We start from the raw sequence: 18481 nt of genomic DNA on the forward strand, positions 1-18481 counted from the left end.
GGATCCAATCCAATGACTTTCTCAGTGGGGGAGACCGTCGTCTACCCGCACCACGGTGCTGCGCTGATCGAAGAGATCAAGACTCGCACGATCAAGGGTGTCGACAAGATCTACCTCAAGCTCAAGGTCGCCCAGGGTGACCTGACGATCGAGGTCCCGGCCGAGAACGTCGACCTCGTGGGTGTCCGCGACGTCGTCGACCAGCAGGGTCTCGACAAGGTGTTCGAGGTGCTCCGCGCCCCGTACACGGAAGAGCCGACCAACTGGTCGCGCCGCTACAAGGCCAACCTCGAGAAGCTCGCGTCGGGTGACGTCATCAAGGTCGCCGAGGTCGTGCGTGACCTCTCGCGCCGCGACGCTGACCGTGGCCTCTCGGCCGGCGAGAAGCGCATGCTCTCGAAGGCCCGCCAGATCCTCGTCTCGGAGCTCGCGCTCGCCGAGAACACCGAGGAGGAGAAGGCCGAGGCCATCCTCGACGAGGTGCTCGCGTCCTGACGCGACACTCATCGACTCGCAGGAGCCCCGCACCGTCCCGTTGCGGGGCTCCTGCTCTGTCGGGGCCGAGCCGCGACGCCGCACCCGTCCGCGACTGGTAGGTCTGGGGCACCGTTCGATGGTGCTGGGGACCTTCGAGTCGTGCGTGCGGTGCGACTGGTAGGTCTGGGGCACCGTTCGATGGTGCTGGGGACCTCCGAGTCGTGCGTGCGGTGCGACTGGTAGGTCTGGGGCACCGTTCGATGGTGCTGGGGACCTCCGAGTCGTGGGAGGTGGCGGTAGGTTCGGGGCATGCTCCGCTCCGCGATCCTCACGGCCGCAGGCTCCGGCTCCCGGCTCGGGTCGACGCTCCCCAAGGCTCTCGTCCCGCTCGACGGCGTCCCGCTGCTCGTCCACGCCGCCCGCAGGCTCCTCGCGTCGGGCGAGGTGACGACCCTCGTCGTCACGGCCCCCGCCGCGCACGTCGACGACGTCCGGGCGGCGCTCGTCGGCCTCACGCTCCCCGACGGCACGCCGCCCGCGCTCACCGTCGTCCCGGGCGGTGCGAGCCGGCAGGCGTCGGTCGCGGCAGGGCTTGCGGCGCTCCCGCCGGGCGATGGCACGGTGCTCGTCCATGACGCGGCCCGCGCGCTCACGCCTCCCGACGTCGTCGCGCGCGTCGCCCGCGCCGTCGCCGCGGGACACGTCGCGGTGACGCCGCTCGTGCCCGTCGTCGACTCGCTGCAGGCCGTCGCCGACGGCGCGTTCGCAGCGGGGCGCCTGCCCGACGGTGGTGTGCCGACGCTCGGCGCGACACCGCGGACGGCTCTTGGCATCGTCCAGACGCCGCAGGGCTTCGACCGGGCGACGCTCGACGCCGCGCACGCGGCGGCCCAGGCCGCCGGGGTCGACGGTGCGGACGAGGCGACGGCCGCGACCGACGACGCGACACTCGTCGAGCGTGCCGGCCACCGCGTCCACGCGGTCGCGGGCGACGACCTCGCGCTGAAGATCACGACGCGCCGCGACCTGGCGCTCGCGACGCTTCTCCTCGAGGACCAGCCCCGCGACTCGTAGGGGCCCTGCACCGTCGCATGGGGCTGCGGCGCTACGAGTCCGGGAGGCGATCGGACTTGTAGGTTGGGGGCACCATCGCATGGTGCTGGGGCGCGACGAGCCGCCCCGGGCGCACCCGCACGACGAGGAGTTCACGCATGACCGCCGACGCCCGCCGCCCCGTCCCGCTCCCGCGCACGGGTATCGGAGTCGACGTCCACGCGTGGGCCGGCGACGACGACCCGCGCGACCTCGCCCTCGCCGGCCTCACCTGGCCGGGCGAGCGACCCCTCGCGGGCCACTCGGACGCCGACGCGGCCGCACACGCGGTCGCCGACGCGCTCTTCTCGGCCTCGGGGCTCGGCGACCTGGGCTCGAACTTCGGGACGTCGGAGCCCGAGTGGGCGGGCGCCGCCGGCACGGTGCTCCTCGCCGAGGCCGCACGACGCGTGCGTGCCGCGGGTTTCGAGATCGGGAACGTCGCGGTGCAGGTCGTCGGCAACCGGCCGCGCCTCGGCCCGCGCCGGGCCGAGGCTGCGGCCGCGCTGAGCGCGGCGTGCGGCGCGCCCGTGACGGTGAGCGCGACGACGACCGACGGGCTCGGGTTCACGGGCCGTGGCGAGGGCATCTGCGCGATCGCGACAGCGCTCGTCGTCGAGGTGCGCTGAGAGGCCGCGACGTCTCGCGGTCGATGGCACCGGCAGAGCGGGACGTCAGGTACGCAGCGCCCCCGGGCCGGCCCGTTAGAAGAGCTTTTCGAGCAGCGACGGCAGCATGAGGGCCGCGACGACGGCGGCGACGATGCCGAGGCAGCCGAGCGCGCACCCGACCTGCCTGCGCCGCACCTTGGCGCGGTCCATGGGGAAGTCGCCGTCGACGTCGCCCGTGCGCCCGTCGACGACGACCTCGTACGTCGTGCCCTCGTGCACGTAGGTGAGCCGCCAGTACGGGGCGAGGAAGAGTCCGAGGCGCACGTCGGACCACGCGGTGAGCAGGTGGTCGATCCGCTGGTCGTCGCCACCGATCGAGCGACGGACGTCGCGCGCGATCGTGTCCTCGGCCGCGTCCTTCATCTCGTCGACGGCGGCCGACGGCTCGATGTCGAAGCGTGCGGCGGCGTGGCCCGCGACGAGCGCCGGCACGTACGGCACGACGTGCTTGAGCTTCGGCAGGCTCGCGTCGTCCCAGAGCTCGTCGGTGAGGTTGGACGCGACCAGCGGGTCGCCGACGACGTCGCGGACTGTCGTGCCGGCGGCCTCGTACCAGACGAGCTCGCTGCGTTCGCCGGAGCCGCGGACGTCGCCGCGGGCGCCGCGGTACGTCGTCGTCGCGCGGGCCGTCGGGCTCCACCATGGGGCGAGGACCGAGCGGACGGACTCCGCGTCGGTGACCTCGCGGAGCGAGTCGACGCCGAGCTTCCGTCCGTGGAGCCACGTGAGGAAGGCCGTGCGCGCGTCGTCCTGCGTGACCTTGAACGGGATGATGCCCGTCGGGGTGAGGACGGCCTCGCCTGCGGCGAGGGGCACGAGCGCGGCGCCGCAGAAGGAGCACGACGTGGCGACGGCGGTCGTCGCGGTCGTCGCGCCGCAGCCGGAGCAGCGCAGGGTGACGCCGTCGAGCTGGTCGGCGGTGCGACCGGCGGTGGTCGTCACCCAGTCGTCGTACGCGTGGAACGCCATGTCGGTCGCGGGCGGCACGGGGACGACGAGGGTCGTCGAGCAGGACCCGCAGCGCAGGAGGTCGGTCGCCGGTTCGTGAGTCATGCCGGAGCCGCACGTGGGGCAGGAGACGTCGAGGTGGGCGGACGAGCTCTTCTTCGCCATGGAGGTGTCCTTCGAGGTGTCTGACCGGATCGTGGAGCAGGCGTCACCCTAGCGGCTGTGTGGGGTGCTGCGGGGCACTTGGGGCCGTTGTGCGGCATCCGCGGCAGCGCTGGCCTTCGGGGACAGGTGACCTCGGCGACGCCTGCGACCTCGACACCGGCGACCCCGACGACGGCGCCCTTCGTGACGACCGGTGACCGCACGCCGCTCGACTGCCCCGTCATCGCGGCGGTCGACTTCGTCCACCCCAACGAGGACTGAGCCCGTTCAGCGCTGGTGCGTGACGGGCCGCAGCCGCACGGGAAGCTTCGCGACGACGAGATCGTAGGAGTCCTCGAGCAGCTGTTCGAGGAGCTTCGGGTCGAGGTCGTTGTGGAGGACGAGCGACACCCAGTGCCGCTTGTGCATGTGCCAGCCACCCGAGCACCTGACGGACGTGCGGGTTGAGGAACGTGCCCGACGGGTCGACGTCCGCGCGCACGGCGCGGTGGTCGCCGAGGCGCGGGTAGACCCTCTCGAGGTAGTCCCGTGCGACGGCGTGCTCCTTGCCCCAGTGGGGCCGGCCCTCGCGGGCGACCATGATCTCCTGGACCGCAGCGAAGAGGCGTCTGCGGTCGGTGCGCCAGTACTGGTGGACGGCGACGTAGGCGGTGCGGCGGCCGTCCGCAGTCGAGAGCCACACGCCGGGCGCGGCAGAGCCGTGCGGGTGCGGGCCGATAGGCTAGGGCCTGTGACTCTCCGCCTCTTCGACACCGCCGCGCGCGAGCTGCGCGACCTCACGCCCCTCGAGCCGGGCAGGGTCGGCATCTACCTGTGCGGTGCGACGGTCCAGAGCGCGCCCCACGTCGGGCACATGCGCGCGGCCGTCGCGTTCGACGTCCTCGTGCGCTGGCTGCGCCGGAGCGGGCTCGACGTCACGCTCATCCGCAACGTCACGGACATCGACGACAAGATCCTCGCGAAGGCCGAGGCCGCGGGGCGGCCGTGGTGGGCGCACGCCGCGCTCTTCGAGCGCGCGTTCACCGAGGCGTACGACGCGCTCGGCGTCGACCACCCGACGTACGAGCCGCGCGCGACCGGTCACGTCACCGACATGATCGACCTCATGGAGCGGCTCGTCGGGCGCGGCCACGCGTACACGACGACGCCCGGCAACGTCTTCTTCGACGTCGGCTCGTACCCGGAGTACGGGTCGCTCACGCGTCAGCGCCGCGAGGACCTCCAGCCGGCCGAAGAGACCGCGGACGCGCACGGCAAGCGTCACCCGCACGACTTCGCGCTCTGGAAGGCCAACCGTCCGGGCGAGCCCGCGACAGCCTCGTGGCCGACGCCGTTCGGCCCCGGACGCCCGGGCTGGCACCTCGAATGCTCCGCGATGGCCCGCCGCTACCTCGGCGACGCGTTCGACATCCACGGCGGCGGCCTCGACCTGCGCTTCCCGCACCACGAGAACGAGCAGGCCCAGTCACGGGCCGCAGGCCTGAGCTTCGCGCAGCACTGGATGCACTCGGCGTGGGTGACGCAGGGCGGCACGAAGATGAGCAAGTCGCTCGGCAACGGGCTCGGCATCGCCGAGCTCCTCGGGCGAGCGCGGCCGGCCGCTGTGCGCTGGGCGCTCGCGACGGTCCACTACCGTTCGATGCTCGAGTGGACCGACGAGACCCTCGCGGACGCCGAGGCGATGTGGTCGCGGCTCGAGGGCTTCGTCGTGCGCGCCTCCGAGCGTGCCGCCGTGACGGCCGAGGACGTCGCCGCGGCGACGGTCCCGCAGGCGTTCGCGGACGCGATGGACGACGACCTCAACGTCTCGGTCGCGCTCGCGGTCGTCCACGAGGCGCTGCGTGCGGGCAACTCGGCTCTCGCCGGGCGTGACGACGCGGCGCTGCGTGCGGCGCTGCTCGACGTCCGCGTCATGCTCGACGTCCTCGGGCTCGACCCGGGCTCGCCCGTGTGGGCGGGCGCGGCGGGCGACGACCGGGCGCAGCGTGCGCTCGACGTCCTCGTCGAGGCCGAGCTCGCCCGCCGTGCGCAGGCGCGCGCGGACCGCGACTTCGCGACGGCCGACGCCGTGCGCGACCGCCTCGCGGCGGCCGGCGTCGTCGTCGAGGACTCTCCGACGGGGGCCCGCTGGTCCCTCGCTTCCGACTCACCGAAGGACCTCTGATGGCAGCAGGCAAGGCGAAGCGACCTGGAGCGGTCCGCAAGGCGGGCTCGAAGAAGGGCCCGAAGGTCGGGACGGGCGGGCACAGCCGGAAGGCGCTCGAGGGCAAGGGCCCGACGCCCAAGGCCGAGGACCGCTCGTACCACGTGGCCGCGAAGCGTAAGGCTGCCGCGGCCGCGGCGTCCCGCTCGCCGCAGCGCCCAGCGGGCAAGGGCGTGCAGGCCGGTCGTCGCACGGGCGGCGGACGGTCGTCGACCCATGAGATGGTCGCGGGCCGCAACTCGGTTCTCGAGGCGCTGCGCGCGGACATCCCGGCGACGAGCCTCTACCTGGCCTCGCGCCTCGAGCAGGACGACCGGACGAAGGAGATCCTCCAGATCGCTGTCGAGCGCAACGTCAACCTTCTCGAGGTGACGCGCACGGAGCTCGACCGGCTCACGGACGGCGCGATCCACCAGGGTGTCGCGCTCCAGGTGCCGCCGTACGAGTATGCGGACCTCGACGACCTGCTCGACGCCGCCGCGGCGTCGGGGCGGGCGCCGCTCATCGTCGCGCTCGACCAGATCACGGACCCGCGCAACCTCGGCGCCGTGCTGCGCTCGGCGGCGGCGTTCGGCGCGCACGGTGTGCTCGTGCCCGAGCGGCGCGCGGCGCAGATGACGGCGGCCGCGTGGAAGGTGTCGGCCGGTGCGGCGGCACGGCTGCCCGTCGCGCGTGTGACGAACCTCGTGCGGGCGCTCGAGGAGGCGCGCAAGGCCGGGTGCTTCGTCGTCGGGCTCGACGCTGGTGGCGAGACGACGATCGACGCGCTGCCGTTCTCGACGGACCCGCTCGTGCTCGTCGTCGGCTCGGAGGGCAAGGGGCTCGCGCGGCTCGTGCGCGAGACGTGCGACGCGATCACGTCGATCGAGATCGACGCGGCGACCGAGTCGCTCAACGCGGGTGTCGCTGCGGGCATCGCGCTCTACGAGGTCGCTCGCACCCGCCGCAACGCCTGACCCGCTCTCGAGCGCTCCGCGCCCACGGTCGATAGCCGATCCGCGCACGTCAGTCGTATCGATCCGCTATCGAGCACCCCGCGCCCACGGTCGATAGCCGATCCGCGCACGTCAGTCGTATCGATCCGCTATCGAGCGCCTGCGCCCACGGTCGATAGCCGATCGGACCACGTGAGGTGGTCCGATCGGCTATCGGAACATCTCAGCCCCAGCTGCCGCCGTCCTCCTGGAGCGCCGCGTCCTCGGGCGCGAGGCCGAGCAGCTGCTGCTCGTCGCGACGGTGCGCGAGGACGTTCGTTACGTAGCTCGCGACAGCCTCGGGCATCGGGACGTCGCGATTCTGCTTCTCCGAGATGTACCAGCGGTGGTCGAGGATCTCGTGGAACATCTGGGCGGCCTCGAGCTTGCCGCGCATGGACCGCGGCACGGCACGGACAGTCGGCTCGAACACCTCGGTCACCCAGTCGTGCGCGACGAACTGCTCCTCCTCGCCCTGCCGGTCGGACGCGGCACGGTACTCGTCGAGGTCGTTGAGAAGTCGGCGTGCCTGGTTGTCCTGGACGTCGAGGCCCGTGAGCCGCAGTAGGCGACGCGAGTGGTGGCCGGCCTCGACGACCTTCGGCTGGATGTGCACCTTGGTGCCGTCGAGGTCCGTCGTCATCTCGAGCTCGCCGACGTCGAAGCCGAGAGCGTTGAGACGCTCGATACGAGCGGCGACGCGCCAGCGATCGGCCGCACCGAACGTCTCTTCGTCGGTGAGGGCGGCCCACAGCTCGTTGTACCGCTGCACGAGGGCGTCGCCGATCGCGATGATGTCGGTGTCCTCGTCCATGTACTCGCCCGCCTGGAGGTCCATCATCTCGCCGATGATGTTCGTGCGGGCGAGGTCGACGTCGTAGTTGCGCTGCCCGTCGGTGAGCTTCGCGTGGAGGTCACCGGTCTCGGCATCGACGAGGTACGCGGAGAAGCGGTCGGCGTCGCGCCGGAAAAGCGTGTTCGAGAGCGAGACGTCGCCCCAGTAGAAGCCGACGAGGTGGAGGCGCACGAGGAGGACGGCGAGCGCGTCGATGAGGCGCGTCGCGGTCTCGGGGCGCAGCTCCTGGCTGAAGAGCGCACGGTAGGGCAGAGAGAACTGCAGGTGACGCGTGATGAGGACGGCCTCGAGAGGCTCGCCGTCGTCGGCGGTGCGGCCCGTGATGACGCCGACGGGCTCGACGCACGGCACGCCGCCGATGCGGCCGAGCTGGCGGAGGAGCTCGTACTCGCGGTGCGCGACTGTCTCGCCGATCTCCTTGACGGCGATGATGCCGCCCGAGAGTCGCACGAACCGCACGATGTGGCGGGAGATACCGCGGGGGAGGGCCGCGAGCCGGTCGGCGGGCCATTCCTCGAGCGGGATGTTCCACGGCAGGTCGAGCAGCGCGGGATCGGGGTCTGCTGCGGTGATCTGCAGGCGTTGGAGCGGCACGGTGTCCTCGTTCGGTCGCGGCGGGCGGGCGTGGGTGCGGCGGCACCCGCACCCGGGGTGCGGCGAGCACCCGCGGGTGGGTGCGACGAGCACCCGCACCCAGCATAGGGAGCAGGAACGCCGCAGGGGCGGTCCGGCGTGCTGCCGGACCGCCCCTGCGTGCGCTGTACGTCAGGCGGGAAGACGCAGGCCTGAGCCGGCGCCGAAGAGGTGCTCCTCGCCGGGACGGATCGCGACGAAGATGCGCTCGCCCTTGGCGGGCACGTTGCGCGGGTCGATGCGGACGATGACCTGGTTGTCACCGGCGCCCGAGTGGACGTCCGCGTCGGCGAGCGAGCCCTTGAGCGTGCCGTAGACGAAGGCGTCGGAGCCGAGCTCCTCGACGATGTTGACCTCGACGGGGAATGCGGAGGCCTCGGCCTGCGAGACGACGTCGAGGGCCTCGGGGCGGAAGCCGAGCGTGATCTTGCCGTTGTCCTCGGGGCCAAGAGCCGCGACCGCGGCGCGCGAGACGGGGATCCGGGCGGGGCCGACCTCCGCGACGCCGCCGTTGACCTTGAACGTGCCGAGGTTCATCGCAGGCGAGCCGATGAAGCCGGCGACGAAGACGTTGGCGGGCGTGTCGTACATGTCGCGCGGCGTGCCGACCTGCTGGAGGAGACCGTCCTTGAGGACCGCGATGCGGTCACCCATGGTGAGGGCCTCGGTCTGGTCGTGCGTGACGTAGACGGTCGTGACACCGAGGCGGCGCTGGAGCGACGCGATCTGCGTACGGGTCTGGACACGCAGCTTGGCGTCGAGGTTCGACAGCGGCTCGTCCATGAGGAACACCTGAGGCTGACGCACGATGGCGCGGCCCATGGCGACACGCTGACGCTGACCACCGGAGAGGGCCTTGGGCTTGCGGTCGAGGTACTCGGTGAGGTCGAGGATCTTCGCGGCCTCCTCGACGCGGGCACGGATGTCCGCCTTCGGGGTGCCGGCGATCTTGAGCGCGAAGCCCATGTTGTCCGCGACGGTCATGTGCGGGTACAGCGCGTAGTTCTGGAAGACCATCGCGATGTCGCGGTCCTTCGGCTGGATGTGCGTGACATCCTTGTCGCCGATGAGGATGCGGCCGCCGTTGACGTCCTCGAGACCCGCGAGCATGCGCAGGGAGGTCGACTTTCCGCAGCCGGAGGGGCCGACGAGGACGAGGAACTCGCCGTCCTCGATGTGGAGGTCGAGCTGGTCGACCGCCGGGCGCTCGGTGCCCGGGTAGATCCGCGAAGCCTTGTCGTACGTGACGGTAGCCATGGTGGTAACCGTTCCCTTCACCGGCAGGTACGTGCCGGACGATCCGTCGTGAAGAGTGTCAGCGTTGATTCGATTGTGCGTCGTCTCTGACACGGACCGCGCGTCGGCGCGTGGTCCGTCGCCCATCCTGCCACAAGTCGGGGTGTGCGGGCTGCGGGACGTAGGTCACGGACCGAGTTCACCCGTCCGCGGACCTATGAGGTGGTGACCGCGCCGCCGACGTGTGCGAGCACGCGGGCGGCCGCCGCCGTGCCGGGCACGCGGAACCGGGCAACGGTGTCGCCCGGTCCGACGCGGACGGTGACGTCGTCGGGCCCGAGGGCGGCGAACGCACGCTCGTCGGTGACGTCGTCGCCGAGGTAGAGCGTGCGGGCCGCGTCGGTCTCGGCGCCGAGCGCGGTGAGCGCGGCGCCCTTCGACGTCGTGACGACGTTGCAGTCGACGACGTCCTTGCCGAGCATCGCGTCGACGCCGAGCGCGCGGACCCGCGCGAGGGCGTCGGCGCGCAGCTCCTCGGCATGCTCGCGCGCGACGAGCCGGACGTGGAGGACGGCGGACGTCGGCTTGCGCTCGACCCACGCGCCGTCGGCGCGCGCGGCGACGTCCTCGAGCGTCGTGACGACCGCCTCGAGACGGGCCGAGTCGGCGGCTGGTAGGTCGAGCGGCCGGGCGTCGAGCGTCCCGTCGGGTGCGACGACGCCCCGCTCGGCACCGTGGGAGCCGATGAGCACCGTCCCCGCCGGGGCGCCCGAGAGTCGCGCGAGCGTCGCGACGTCACGTCCCGAGACGAGCGCGAGGACGACGTGCTCGCCGGCGCGGGCGAGCGCCGTGAGTGCCGCCGTGGCCTCGGGGCGCGGCCGGGACGCTTCGGGGTCGTCGACGAGGTCGGCGAGGACCCCGTCGAAGTCGGACGCCACGAGCACCGGGCGCCCGGCGCGGGCGAGCGCGGCGAGGTCGTCGAGCGCGGACGTGAGGTCCTCGGGGAGCCCCGTCACGCAGGCGCTCCCGTGACGTTCGCGTAGGAGTCGGGGTGGCGTTCCTCGAGGGACGTGTCGGCGTGCGTCGACGTGCCCCGCACGACGTCGAGGAACGTGCGCGACCACAGCGCGACGTCGTGCTCGAGCACCTGCTTGCGCAGCCGTCGCATGCGGGTACGCATTTCGCGCCGCGGCATTGACGCCGCCCGCATCATCGTCGCCTTGAGCCCGTCGATGTCGTGGGGGTTGCACAGGAGCGCCCCGCGGGCGAGCTCGTCGGCGGCGCCCGTGAACTCCGAGAGCACGAGGACGCCTGACTCGTCGGAGCGGGCGGCGACGTACTCCTTGGCGACGAGGTTCATGCCGTCGCGCAGCGAGGTGACGAGCATGACGTCGGCGGCGCAGCACAGCGCTGCCATTTCCTCGGCAGGGTAGGAGTGGTGCATGTAGTGGACGGCGGTGTGGCCGAAGTCGGCGACCTCGCCGTTGATGCGGCCGACGAGCCCTTCGACCTCCTCGCGCAGTTGCATGTACGCCCCGACGTTTTCGCGGCTGGGGCTCGCGACCTGGACGAGCGTCACGGAGGAGACGTCGACGGTGCCGTCCTCGATGAGCTCGCCGAAGGCCTTGATGCGGTGCCGAATGCCCTTGGTGTAGTCGAGGCGGTCGACGCCGAGCATGATGACCTCGGGGTCCCCGAGCTCGTGGCGGATCTCGCGGGCGCGGGCCTGGACCTCGGGGGTGCGCGCGAGGGCGTCGAACGAGCTCGAGTCGATCGAGATGGGGAACGCGCCGGCGCGCACCTCGCGCGTGCCGCCGTCGGCGTCCGGGACGACGACGTGGTGGCGGCGGGTCGTGCGAGCCGTGAGGCGGCGGACGGCACGCAGGAAGTTCGCGGCGTCCGCCGTGCGCTGGAACCCGACGACGTCCGCGCCGAGGAGGCCCTCGAGCACCTGGCTGCGCCACGGGAGCTGCGCGAAGAGCTCGACGGGCGGGAACGGGATGTGGTTGAAGAAGCCGATGCGGAGGTCGGGGCGCAGACGGCGGAGGATCGCGGGGACGAGCTGGAGCTGGTAGTCCTGCACCCAGACGACGCCTCCCGGCGCGGCGACCTCGGCGGCGGCGCGCGCGAAGCGGTCGTTGACCTCCTGGTACGTCTCCCACCAGGTCCGGTGGAACTTCGGCGGCGCGATGACGTCGTGGTAGAGCGGCCAGAGGGTGTCGTTGGAGAACCCCTCGTAGTAGCGCTCGACCTCGCCCGCCGACAGGGTGACGGGAACGCAGCGGATGCCGCTCGCGTCGAACGGCTCGTGCTCGACGTCGGCGGCGCCGGCCCAGCCGACCCAGGCGCCCTCGTCGGCCTCCATGAGCGGAGCGATCGCGGTGACGAGCCCGCCGGGTGCCCGGCGCCACGACGTGGTGCCGTCAGGCTCGACGGTGTGGTCGACGGGCAGCCGGTTGGCGACGACGACGAGGTCGTAGCCGTCGTCCGTCGCGCTCGTCGTGATGGGGGCGCTGCTGAGGTCCTCGGTCATGCGTCTTCCGCTCCTCCGTGGTACGTGCCGTCCCTGCGCGAGCGTCGCACCGGGGCGGCGGCTCTGCTCGGCTCGAACGCCCTGCTGGTGCGCGGGCGTCGGCTCCGAGCCTCACCCTACCTGGGGAGACGTTGACCGTCCTGGGGAGAAACCATGGGGTGGCTCCGGGGCGGGGACGGCGTGTGCCGGACGCGGCCGGGGACCCGCTCGGTTAGGTTGCGAGGATGGAGCGCAACGAACGGAAGCCCGGGGACGAGGTCGGCGGCTACACGATCGAACGGGTGCTCGGCGCAGGGGCGTCGGGCACCGTCTACCGCGCGGTCGACGGTGGTGGCACGCCCGTCGCGCTCAAGGTCCTCCATCGGTCGCTCGCCGCGACCGATGACGCGCGCGCACGCCTCGTGCGCGAGGTCGCGGCTCTGCGCAAGGTCGAGGACGACGCGTTCGTCACGGTCCTCGACGCGGAGGTCGACGCGGACGAGGCGTTCGTCGTCACCGAGCTCGTCGACGGCCCGAGCCTCGAGGACGAGGTCCTCGGCGGCGGCCCGCTCGACGCGGAGGACACCCTCGAGCTCGCGGAGAAGCTCGCGCGGGCGCTCCACGCGGTCCACGACGCGGGCCTCGTCCACCGCGACGTCAAGCCGTCGAACATCCTCCTCGCAGACCACGGCCCGGTCCTCATCGACTTCGGCATCGCGCAGGCAGTCACGGACGCGCGCGTGACGTCGCACGGGTTCGTCATGGGCACACCCGGCTATCTCGCGCCCGAGCTCCTCGACGGCGCCGACCCGTCCCCGGCGGGGGACTGGTGGGGCTGGGCGGCGTCGGTCGCGTTCGCGGTGACTGGCCGCGCCCCCTTCGGGGTGCGTCCGCTCGAGGCGGTGCTGGGCCGCGTGCGTGCGGGCGACGTCGACCTCGGCGGGGCGGGGCGGCTCACGGCGGCGGCGCTCCGGGGCGCGCTCGTCACGGACCCGGCGGCGCGGACGTCGCCCGACGACGTCGTCGCAGCCCTCCGGGAGGCGGCCGCGGCGGGGGAGACGCACGCGGTCGTGCCGGCTGCGCTCATGGTCGGTCATGCTGTCCGCCCGGACGACGAGGCGGCGGCGGAGCCCGACGCACGCGTCGTTGAGCATGAGGGCACGGGCCCGTACGGTCCGGGCGCGGGCCCGCGCGTCACGACGACGCCCGGTCCCGTCAACGACGGCCGCACGGACGTCCTGCGCGTGCCGACGGGCGCGTTCGGCACGCCCGTCCCTGAGCCCGAGCCCGAGCCCGACGCCCCGCCGCTGCCGGGCTTCGACGACGTCGTCGCGGGGCGTGCCGTCCCGACGGGAGGGGTCGCACTCGCGGCCGCCGCGGCGGCCGCCTCGCACGGGCTCGACCCGACCGCCGTCGTGCCGGCGCCCGGGCCGGACGCGACGACGCCGCTGCCCGCGGGCGCCGACGGGTCGACGCGCGCGCTGCCCGCGCACGACGTCCCCGTGCCGCCCGGCCCACCCACCGCCGTCGTCCCTGTCAACCCGTACGCCCCGCGGTCCGTGGCCGCTCCGACGACACCTGAGGATGCCCCGGCCGACGCACCGTCCTGGGAGGGTGACCTGCTCGACGAGGACGTCCCGAGCACGCACGATGCCGACGGTGACGGCGTTCCCGACGGCGTCGAGCACCCGCGCCGCCCGGGTGCCGTGCTCGCGCTCGCCGTGCCCGCCGCCCTCGCGATCGGCCTCTTCCCGGTCGTCGCGACGTTCGTCCTCGTCCTCGTCGTCGTGCTCGTGCGTTCCGTCGGCGTGACCTCCGACGCGCTCCGCACCCGGCGCGCGACGCGTGGCAGGGGGCGCGCCGACGGCGCGCGCGCGACCCTCTCCTACCCCTGGTATCTCCTCAAGGCGGGGCTCACGCTCCTGCCCGGCCTCCTCGTCGCCGGGTCCGTCGCCGCGATGCTCGGCGGACCGCTGTGGTGGATGCTCCAGACGAACCGGCTCGTTGTCTCGACGCACGAGCTCGGCGAGCGCGGCCATGCGGAGCTCGTCGTGCCCGCCGAGGGCACCATCAACGCGACGTGGGTGTTCGTCGCGGCGCTCGCGGCCGTCGGGTTCGTCTGGCTGCTCCTGCTGTGGTTTGGGCCCCTCGGCTGGTCGACGCGCTGGGGTGCGCGGACGATCCTCGGGCATCTCGCACCGGGCCGCGGCGGCACGCTGTTCGTCGTGCTCGTCGCACTCGCCCTCACCGCGGTCGGCGCGCTGCTCGTCGCCGTGGGCATGCCAATCCTCTGGTCGCCGCTCGGCGGGCCGCCCAACCTCTCGTGAGCGACGGCTCTCCCAGGACGTCCACGGGAGCGTGCAGTATCCTCGGCCCCGTGCGCACCAGGACGATCCCCTCGGACGGCGCTTCGTCGCGCGTCCGTGCGGCGAGCGTGCTCGTGCGCGGCGTCGGTGCGGCGGCCGTCCTCGGTTACCTCGCCGTCCAGGTGAGCCTCCACCTCGCGTTCGTGCTCGGCGAGGCCGGCATCTCGGTCGTCTCGCGCTGCGTGAGCGCCGCTGGTGCCCCCGCCTGGTGGGCGACGCACCTCGCGATGGTCCGAGCCGACGCGGCCTGCCCCGAGGGCTCGCTCGCGCTCGGCGGCGCCGCCGGTGACGTCGCGGTCGTCGTCGCGACGATCGCCCTGCCCGTGCTGCTCGCGCACGTCGCGCTCGTCGTGCTCGCAGGCGGGCTCGTCGCCGCGCTGCGCGCGACCCTGCGGAGCGTGCGCGACGTCGCCAGACGGCGCCTCGTCGTGCACGCGACCACGCCGGTGCTCGTCCCGCGCGGCCGGGTGCGCCTCGCGCCGCGAGCCCACGTCCGACGCGCCCGCGTGCGCGTCGGCGGACCGGTGCCGGTGCGCCGGGGGCCGCCCGTGCCCGCGGCCTGAGCCGCCCGCACCCGCCCGCACCAGCACCCGCACTCCCCGAACCATCCGGAAGGGACCACGATGTCCTCGAAGAAGTCCGCCCCCGCCCAGAGCCGCGACGCGGCCCGCAACCTTGCCGCGACGATGCGCGCCGAGCAGGCCGCACGCGAGAAGCGCGTGAAGATCATCACGATCTCCGCGTTCGGCGTCGCTGTCGCCGCGCTCGTCGCCGCGATCATCTGGGCCGTCATCGCGTCCCGTCCTGTCGAACTGCCAGAGCCGGCCCCGCTCGCGACGCCGTCGGTCGTCAACGCCGACGGCGGAATCTCTGTCGGCAAGGACGGCGCAGCCGGCACGGTGAACGAGGGAGCGCCTGTCATGGACCTCTACCTCGACTTCATGTGCGTCTGGTGCGGGGTCTTCGAGGAGACGAACGGTGCGCTCGTCAAGCAGTGGCGCGAAGCGGGCGACGTGACGGTCGTCTACCACCCGGTCGCGATTCTCGACCATCTCTCCCAGGGCACAGCGTTCTCGACCCGGTCCGCCACGGCGGCGTTCTGGATCGCCGAGAAGGCGCCCGCACAGTTCGACGCGTTCATCGCTGCAATGTTCGCCGCCCAGCCCGACGAGAAGACCAAGGGCCTGACGGACCGGGAGATCGCTGACATCGCGAAAAGCGCCGGTGTTCCTGCCGAGGTGGCCGACGGCATCGCTGCGCAGGACGCGTACAAGGCGCACGCGGCCTGGGTCGCCGCCCAGACGGGCACCGTGGGCAAGAACGAGAAGCTCTGGACGGACTTCCCGGACGGTCGCAGGGGCTTCTCAACGCCGACCATCGTCATCGGGGGCGAGAAGTTCGAAGGCAACTGGCAGACGCCGGGCGCGCTCCGCGCCGCGGTCGACGCTGCCGCCACGAACGGCTGATCCTCACACCGAGGCAGGTCCGCCGGCCCCGCCCCGGCTTCACGGGGGCGGGGCCGTCGGCCATGATGGGGACCGGCGGGAACAGGGCCCGTCGGAGAGCAGGGTGACATGCGGGTGCAGAGGAACGTCACGTCGGACGGCGTCGTCGCACGCGGGCGCCGCACGGTGCGGCGGCGGGCGTTCGGGCGACACGTGGGGTTCGTCGTGAGCGTCGGGCTCGCGCTCGCCGGGCTCGTGCCGACACACGTCGCCGTGGCGCGCTCCGCCGACATCGATGAGGTCGAGACGCGGGCTGACGACCTCATGCCGGTCGAGGACGGCGCGCGCCTCGGGCTCGGCGGACGGTACACGCTCGATGGCAACAGGTACCGCGACGAGAGTCCGTGGAACTGGGCGACGCCCCTGTGCTCGACGCTCGCGCCCGAGGGATCGCTCGTCCGGCTCGTCTCGGCGTGCACGCCCGGCCGGCTCGTCTCGACGCTCCTCGACCCGGTCGCCTACACGGTCGTGAGCCGCACCGAGGTCGCGTTCACCCAGGGGCTGCCGATCGTCGGTGCCGTCAAGGTGCTCGGCGTCGACGTCTACGTCGTCACCGGTGAGAACAACGACGCCGAGGGCGACGCCCGCGAGGTCGTGCGGGTCTCGAAGCTCACGCGCGGCCTCGTGCACCTTGGCTCGACGGGCATCGCCTCGGGCGCGATCCACCGGAAGTTCGCGGGCATCGCCGCTCCGTTCGAGGCAGGATCGCCCGATCTCGCGCTCGTCGGCACGACGCTCCATCTCCATATGTCGCGTCTCATGTACGGGGGTCCGGGCGGCGTGCGACACCAGTCGAACGTCACGCTCACCCTTGACGCGTCGACGATGACTCGCTTCGTCGAGACGAGCGACGCGTACGCCTCGCACTCGTTCAACCAGTTCGTCGCGGCGGTCGACGGTGCCGTCGTCCGCATCGACCACGGCGATGCCCATCCGCGGGCGGTGAGGGCCGTGGTCACAGGGCCGGGTGACGCGTTCGACACGTACACGCTCGTCGCTCTCGACGGGGGGAGGGGGGCGAACTTCACGGGCGTGACGGTCAACGGCCTTGCGACGACGGGGACCGTCGCGGCCGTCGCCGGGATCTCCTCGCCCCACCGCAACGCGGTCCGGGGCATCACGGGGCTCCGTGAAAACGCGGCGGGCCAGTCGCAGTCGAACGTCTACGTCGCGCTCGTCGACCTCGCGACGGGCACGCAGAAGTTCGTGTGGCTCACGGACAACCACCCGCTGACGTCGACGACGATGGTCGGTGAGCCGAGCATCACGACGCTGCCGTCGGGCGATCTTGCCGTGCTCTTCCATGTCGCGGTCAAGCGCACTGACGGGGGCATCGGCCGCCGGACGGAGTATCGGCTCGTGAGCCCCGCGGGCGTCGTCAGGGCGAGCGTGTCGCTCGCGACGTCAGCGCACCTGCCGACGTCACCTCCCGTCGTCGTCGGCGACCGGCTCCTCTGGGTGACGCAGCGCGACATCCTGCCACCGTCGGACTTCGTCGACCACGGTGGGACCCGCAACGTCCTGCGGGCGATCGACGTCTCCGCACCGACCGCGCCGCGGACCGTGACCCTGCCGCTCACGCCTTTCACGAGGACGAGCCGGCCGACGGTCACGGAGTTCGCCGAGGTTGGTCGCACGCTCACGGCGGACACGGGGACATGGTCGCCGAAGCCCACGTTCACGTACCGCTGGCTGCGCGACGGGGTCGCCGTGCGCGGCGCGACGGCGCGCACCTACACGGTGACGCTCGACGACCCCGGCCACGCGATCAACGTCGAGGTGACGGCGCACGCCAAGGGCAGGTTGGTGACGACAAGAATCTCCCAGGAGACCCTCGTCGACGCCCACGGGGTCACGGCGCCGCGGATCGTCGGCGCGGCGCGCGTCGGAACGAAGCTCGTCGCGACCCGCGGTGTCACGGTGCCGGCCGCGAGCTCGGTGACCTATGCCTGGTACGTCGACGGCGTCGAGGTCGACGGCGTCCACGGCCCCCGGTACGTGGTCCGGCGCAGGGACATCGGCAAGAGGATCCAGGTCGGGGTGCGGGGAGAGTTCTCGGTCGGTCGCTTCACGAAACGGTCGTCGTTCTACTCGCGGCCCACCGCGAAGGTCGTCGCTGCCACATCGTCGCGCCCCTTCACCGCGGCCCCGCGCCCGACGGTCTCCGGGACCGCGCGCGTCGGCAAGAAGCTCACCGCGAGGGCCGGGACGTGGAAGCCCGCGGCGACGGTGTCCTACCGGTGGCTGCGTGACGGCAGGTCGATCTCGGGGGCGACGCGCTCGACGTACACCGTCACCGCGGCCGACCGTGGTCGCAGGATCTCGGTGCGCGTCACCGCGCGTCGCGCCGGGTACGCGACGACGTCGAAGGTCTCGGCAGCCCGCGCGGTCCCGGGGGCGCGGTTCCGCTCCGCCCCGCGCCCGAAGGTCTCGGGGACGGCGCGCGTCGGGCGGACGCTCACGGCGCGGGCGGGCACGTGGAGACCGGCGGCGAAGGTGCGGTACCAGTGGCTGCGCTCCGGGAAGAAGATCGCCGGGGCGACGAAGGCGACGTACCGGCTCCGGGCGGCCGACCGTGGTGCGCGGATCGCCGTCCGGGTGACGGCCGTGCGCAGCGGGTACGTGAGCACGTCGACAACGTCGCGGACGACGGCGGTGGTGCGCGCGGGGTGACGGGACGCGCCGGTCGAGAGTCGCGACGGGAGCCGTCGGGTAGGTGAGGTCTTGCCCACCCCGTGGCTCTTCGCGAGGTGTGCTTGTCAGTGACTGTTGTTGCCGCCAAGATGGTCGTGGCCGAGCAGGGCGGCCGGGGCATGGATCCAGGGACCCCGGCGCTCCAGGGA

At 72.8% G+C, this 18481-nt stretch carries 16 protein-coding genes and 1 pseudogene; 10 read left to right on the forward strand and 7 right to left on the reverse strand.

The window, feature by feature from the left end; translation table 11 throughout:
* Window positions 1-12: 12 nt before the first annotated feature.
* The 3 genes from C1729_RS11685 (at window position 13) to ispF (ending at window position 2198) form a co-directional block, all read left to right on the forward strand.
* The gene (locus C1729_RS11685; RefSeq protein ID WP_102510095.1) at window positions 13-495 is read left to right on the forward strand and encodes a CarD family transcriptional regulator; all 483 of its coding nucleotides are present in this window, start codon (window positions 13-15) and stop codon (window positions 493-495) included.
* A gap of 291 nt (window positions 496-786) precedes the next feature.
* Window positions 787-1551, forward strand: a complete 765-nt coding sequence (locus C1729_RS11690; RefSeq protein WP_102510096.1) for an IspD/TarI family cytidylyltransferase — start codon at window positions 787-789, stop codon at window positions 1549-1551.
* Between the two features lie 137 nt (window positions 1552-1688).
* Window positions 1689-2198, forward strand: a complete 510-nt coding sequence (ispF, locus tag C1729_RS11695; RefSeq protein ID WP_102510097.1) for a 2-C-methyl-D-erythritol 2,4-cyclodiphosphate synthase — start codon at window positions 1689-1691, stop codon at window positions 2196-2198.
* Window positions 2199-2273: 75 nt separating this feature from the next.
* Here the strand turns inward: ispF and C1729_RS11700 are convergent, their stop codons facing one another.
* The gene (locus tag C1729_RS11700; RefSeq protein WP_129590747.1) at window positions 2274-3353 is read right to left on the reverse strand and encodes a hypothetical protein; all 1080 of its coding nucleotides are present in this window, start codon (window positions 3351-3353) and stop codon (window positions 2274-2276) included.
* Between the two features lie 126 nt (window positions 3354-3479).
* Between C1729_RS11700 and C1729_RS15230 the strand changes: the two genes are divergently transcribed.
* Window positions 3480-3614, forward strand: a complete 135-nt coding sequence (locus tag C1729_RS15230) for a hypothetical protein (RefSeq protein WP_277985817.1) — start codon at window positions 3480-3482, stop codon at window positions 3612-3614.
* Between the two features lie 6 nt (window positions 3615-3620).
* On the opposite strand, the gene C1729_RS15400 is transcribed toward C1729_RS15230, so the two are convergent.
* Window positions 3621-3761 carry an MmcQ/YjbR family DNA-binding protein gene (locus C1729_RS15400; protein WP_242493812.1) on the reverse strand — a complete coding sequence of 47 codons (141 nt, stop codon included), beginning with the start codon at window positions 3759-3761 and terminating at the stop codon, window positions 3621-3623.
* Between the two features lie 31 nt (window positions 3762-3792).
* A pseudogene (locus tag C1729_RS15405) lies at window positions 3793-4035 on the reverse strand (D-arabinono-1,4-lactone oxidase); the annotation flags it as partial.
* Between the two features lie 48 nt (window positions 4036-4083).
* Here C1729_RS15405 and cysS point away from each other — a divergent pair.
* Window positions 4084-5517, forward strand: a complete 1434-nt coding sequence (cysS, locus tag C1729_RS11710) for a cysteine--tRNA ligase (protein ID WP_102510100.1) — start codon at window positions 4084-4086, stop codon at window positions 5515-5517.
* A complete protein-coding gene (gene rlmB, locus C1729_RS11715; protein ID WP_102510101.1) occupies window positions 5517-6512 on the forward strand; it encodes a 23S rRNA (guanosine(2251)-2'-O)-methyltransferase RlmB in 996 nt (331 codons plus the stop codon). The genes cysS and rlmB overlap by 1 nt, the downstream gene beginning before the upstream one ends.
* A 202-nt stretch (window positions 6513-6714) precedes the next feature.
* On the opposite strand, the gene C1729_RS11720 is transcribed toward rlmB, so the two are convergent.
* The 4 genes from C1729_RS11720 to C1729_RS11735 all read right to left on the reverse strand — a co-directional run bounded on the left by C1729_RS11720 (window position 6715) and on the right by C1729_RS11735 (window position 11788).
* Window positions 6715-7980 carry a DUF4032 domain-containing protein gene (locus C1729_RS11720; protein ID WP_102510102.1) on the reverse strand — a complete coding sequence of 422 codons (1266 nt, stop codon included), beginning with the start codon at window positions 7978-7980 and terminating at the stop codon, window positions 6715-6717.
* A gap of 171 nt (window positions 7981-8151) precedes the next feature.
* Window positions 8152-9276 (reverse strand): ABC transporter ATP-binding protein, encoded by a 1125-nt coding sequence (locus C1729_RS11725; protein WP_102510103.1) that lies wholly within the window; start codon window positions 9274-9276, stop codon window positions 8152-8154.
* Between the two features lie 194 nt (window positions 9277-9470).
* Complete coding sequence (gene otsB, locus C1729_RS11730) at window positions 9471-10271, reverse strand: trehalose-phosphatase (RefSeq protein WP_102510104.1); 801 nt, start codon at window positions 10269-10271, stop codon at window positions 9471-9473.
* On the reverse strand, window positions 10268-11788 hold the full coding sequence (locus C1729_RS11735) for an alpha,alpha-trehalose-phosphate synthase (UDP-forming) (RefSeq protein WP_102510105.1): 1521 nt from the start codon (window positions 11786-11788) through the stop codon (window positions 10268-10270). Before C1729_RS11735 ends, otsB begins: the two co-directional genes overlap by 4 nt.
* A gap of 224 nt (window positions 11789-12012) precedes the next feature.
* On the opposite strand from C1729_RS11735, the gene C1729_RS14790 reads away from it, so the two are divergent.
* From C1729_RS14790 to C1729_RS14655, 4 genes are all read left to right on the forward strand, one after another.
* Window positions 12013-14094: a serine/threonine-protein kinase gene (locus C1729_RS14790; RefSeq protein WP_207204612.1), complete on the forward strand. Its 2082-nt coding sequence runs from the start codon at window positions 12013-12015 to the stop codon at window positions 14092-14094.
* 50 nt (window positions 14095-14144) lie between these two features.
* Window positions 14145-14696, forward strand: coding sequence for a hypothetical protein (locus C1729_RS11750; RefSeq protein WP_102510106.1), 552 nt, complete (start codon window positions 14145-14147; stop codon window positions 14694-14696).
* Between the two features lie 60 nt (window positions 14697-14756).
* Entirely contained in the window at window positions 14757-15599 is an 843-nt protein-coding gene (locus tag C1729_RS11755; RefSeq protein ID WP_102510107.1) for a DsbA family protein, read from the forward strand.
* A 108-nt stretch (window positions 15600-15707) separates the two neighbouring features.
* A complete protein-coding gene (locus tag C1729_RS14655; RefSeq protein ID WP_165375494.1) occupies window positions 15708-18311 on the forward strand; it encodes a hypothetical protein in 2604 nt (867 codons plus the stop codon).
* Window positions 18312-18481 lie beyond the last annotated feature (170 nt).

Origin of the sequence: Sanguibacter massiliensis, from assembly GCF_900240335.1 — a bacterium.
Taxonomy (GTDB): domain Bacteria; phylum Actinomycetota; class Actinomycetes; order Actinomycetales; family Cellulomonadaceae; genus Flavimobilis; species Flavimobilis massiliensis.

Coding starts and splice junctions, on each gene's coding strand:
- rlmB (WP_102510101.1), top strand. CDS start 5,517: ATGGCAGCAGGCAAGGCGAAGCGACCTGGAGCGGTCCGCAAGGCGGGC.
- C1729_RS11735 (WP_102510105.1), bottom strand. CDS start 11,788: ATGACCGAGGACCTCAGCAGCGCCCCCATCACGACGAGCGCGACGGAC.
- C1729_RS14655 (WP_165375494.1), top strand. CDS start 15,708: ATGCGGGTGCAGAGGAACGTCACGTCGGACGGCGTCGTCGCACGCGGG.
- C1729_RS11690 (WP_102510096.1), top strand. CDS start 787: ATGCTCCGCTCCGCGATCCTCACGGCCGCAGGCTCCGGCTCCCGGCTC.
- C1729_RS11700 (WP_129590747.1), bottom strand. CDS start 3,353: ATGGCGAAGAAGAGCTCGTCCGCCCACCTCGACGTCTCCTGCCCCACG.
- C1729_RS15400 (WP_242493812.1), bottom strand. CDS start 3,761: ATGCACAAGCGGCACTGGGTGTCGCTCGTCCTCCACAACGACCTCGAC.
- C1729_RS11685 (WP_102510095.1), top strand. CDS start 13: ATGACTTTCTCAGTGGGGGAGACCGTCGTCTACCCGCACCACGGTGCT.
- C1729_RS11755 (WP_102510107.1), top strand. CDS start 14,757: ATGTCCTCGAAGAAGTCCGCCCCCGCCCAGAGCCGCGACGCGGCCCGC.
- ispF (WP_102510097.1), top strand. CDS start 1,689: ATGACCGCCGACGCCCGCCGCCCCGTCCCGCTCCCGCGCACGGGTATC.
- C1729_RS14790 (WP_207204612.1), top strand. CDS start 12,013: ATGGAGCGCAACGAACGGAAGCCCGGGGACGAGGTCGGCGGCTACACG.
- C1729_RS11725 (WP_102510103.1), bottom strand. CDS start 9,276: ATGGCTACCGTCACGTACGACAAGGCTTCGCGGATCTACCCGGGCACC.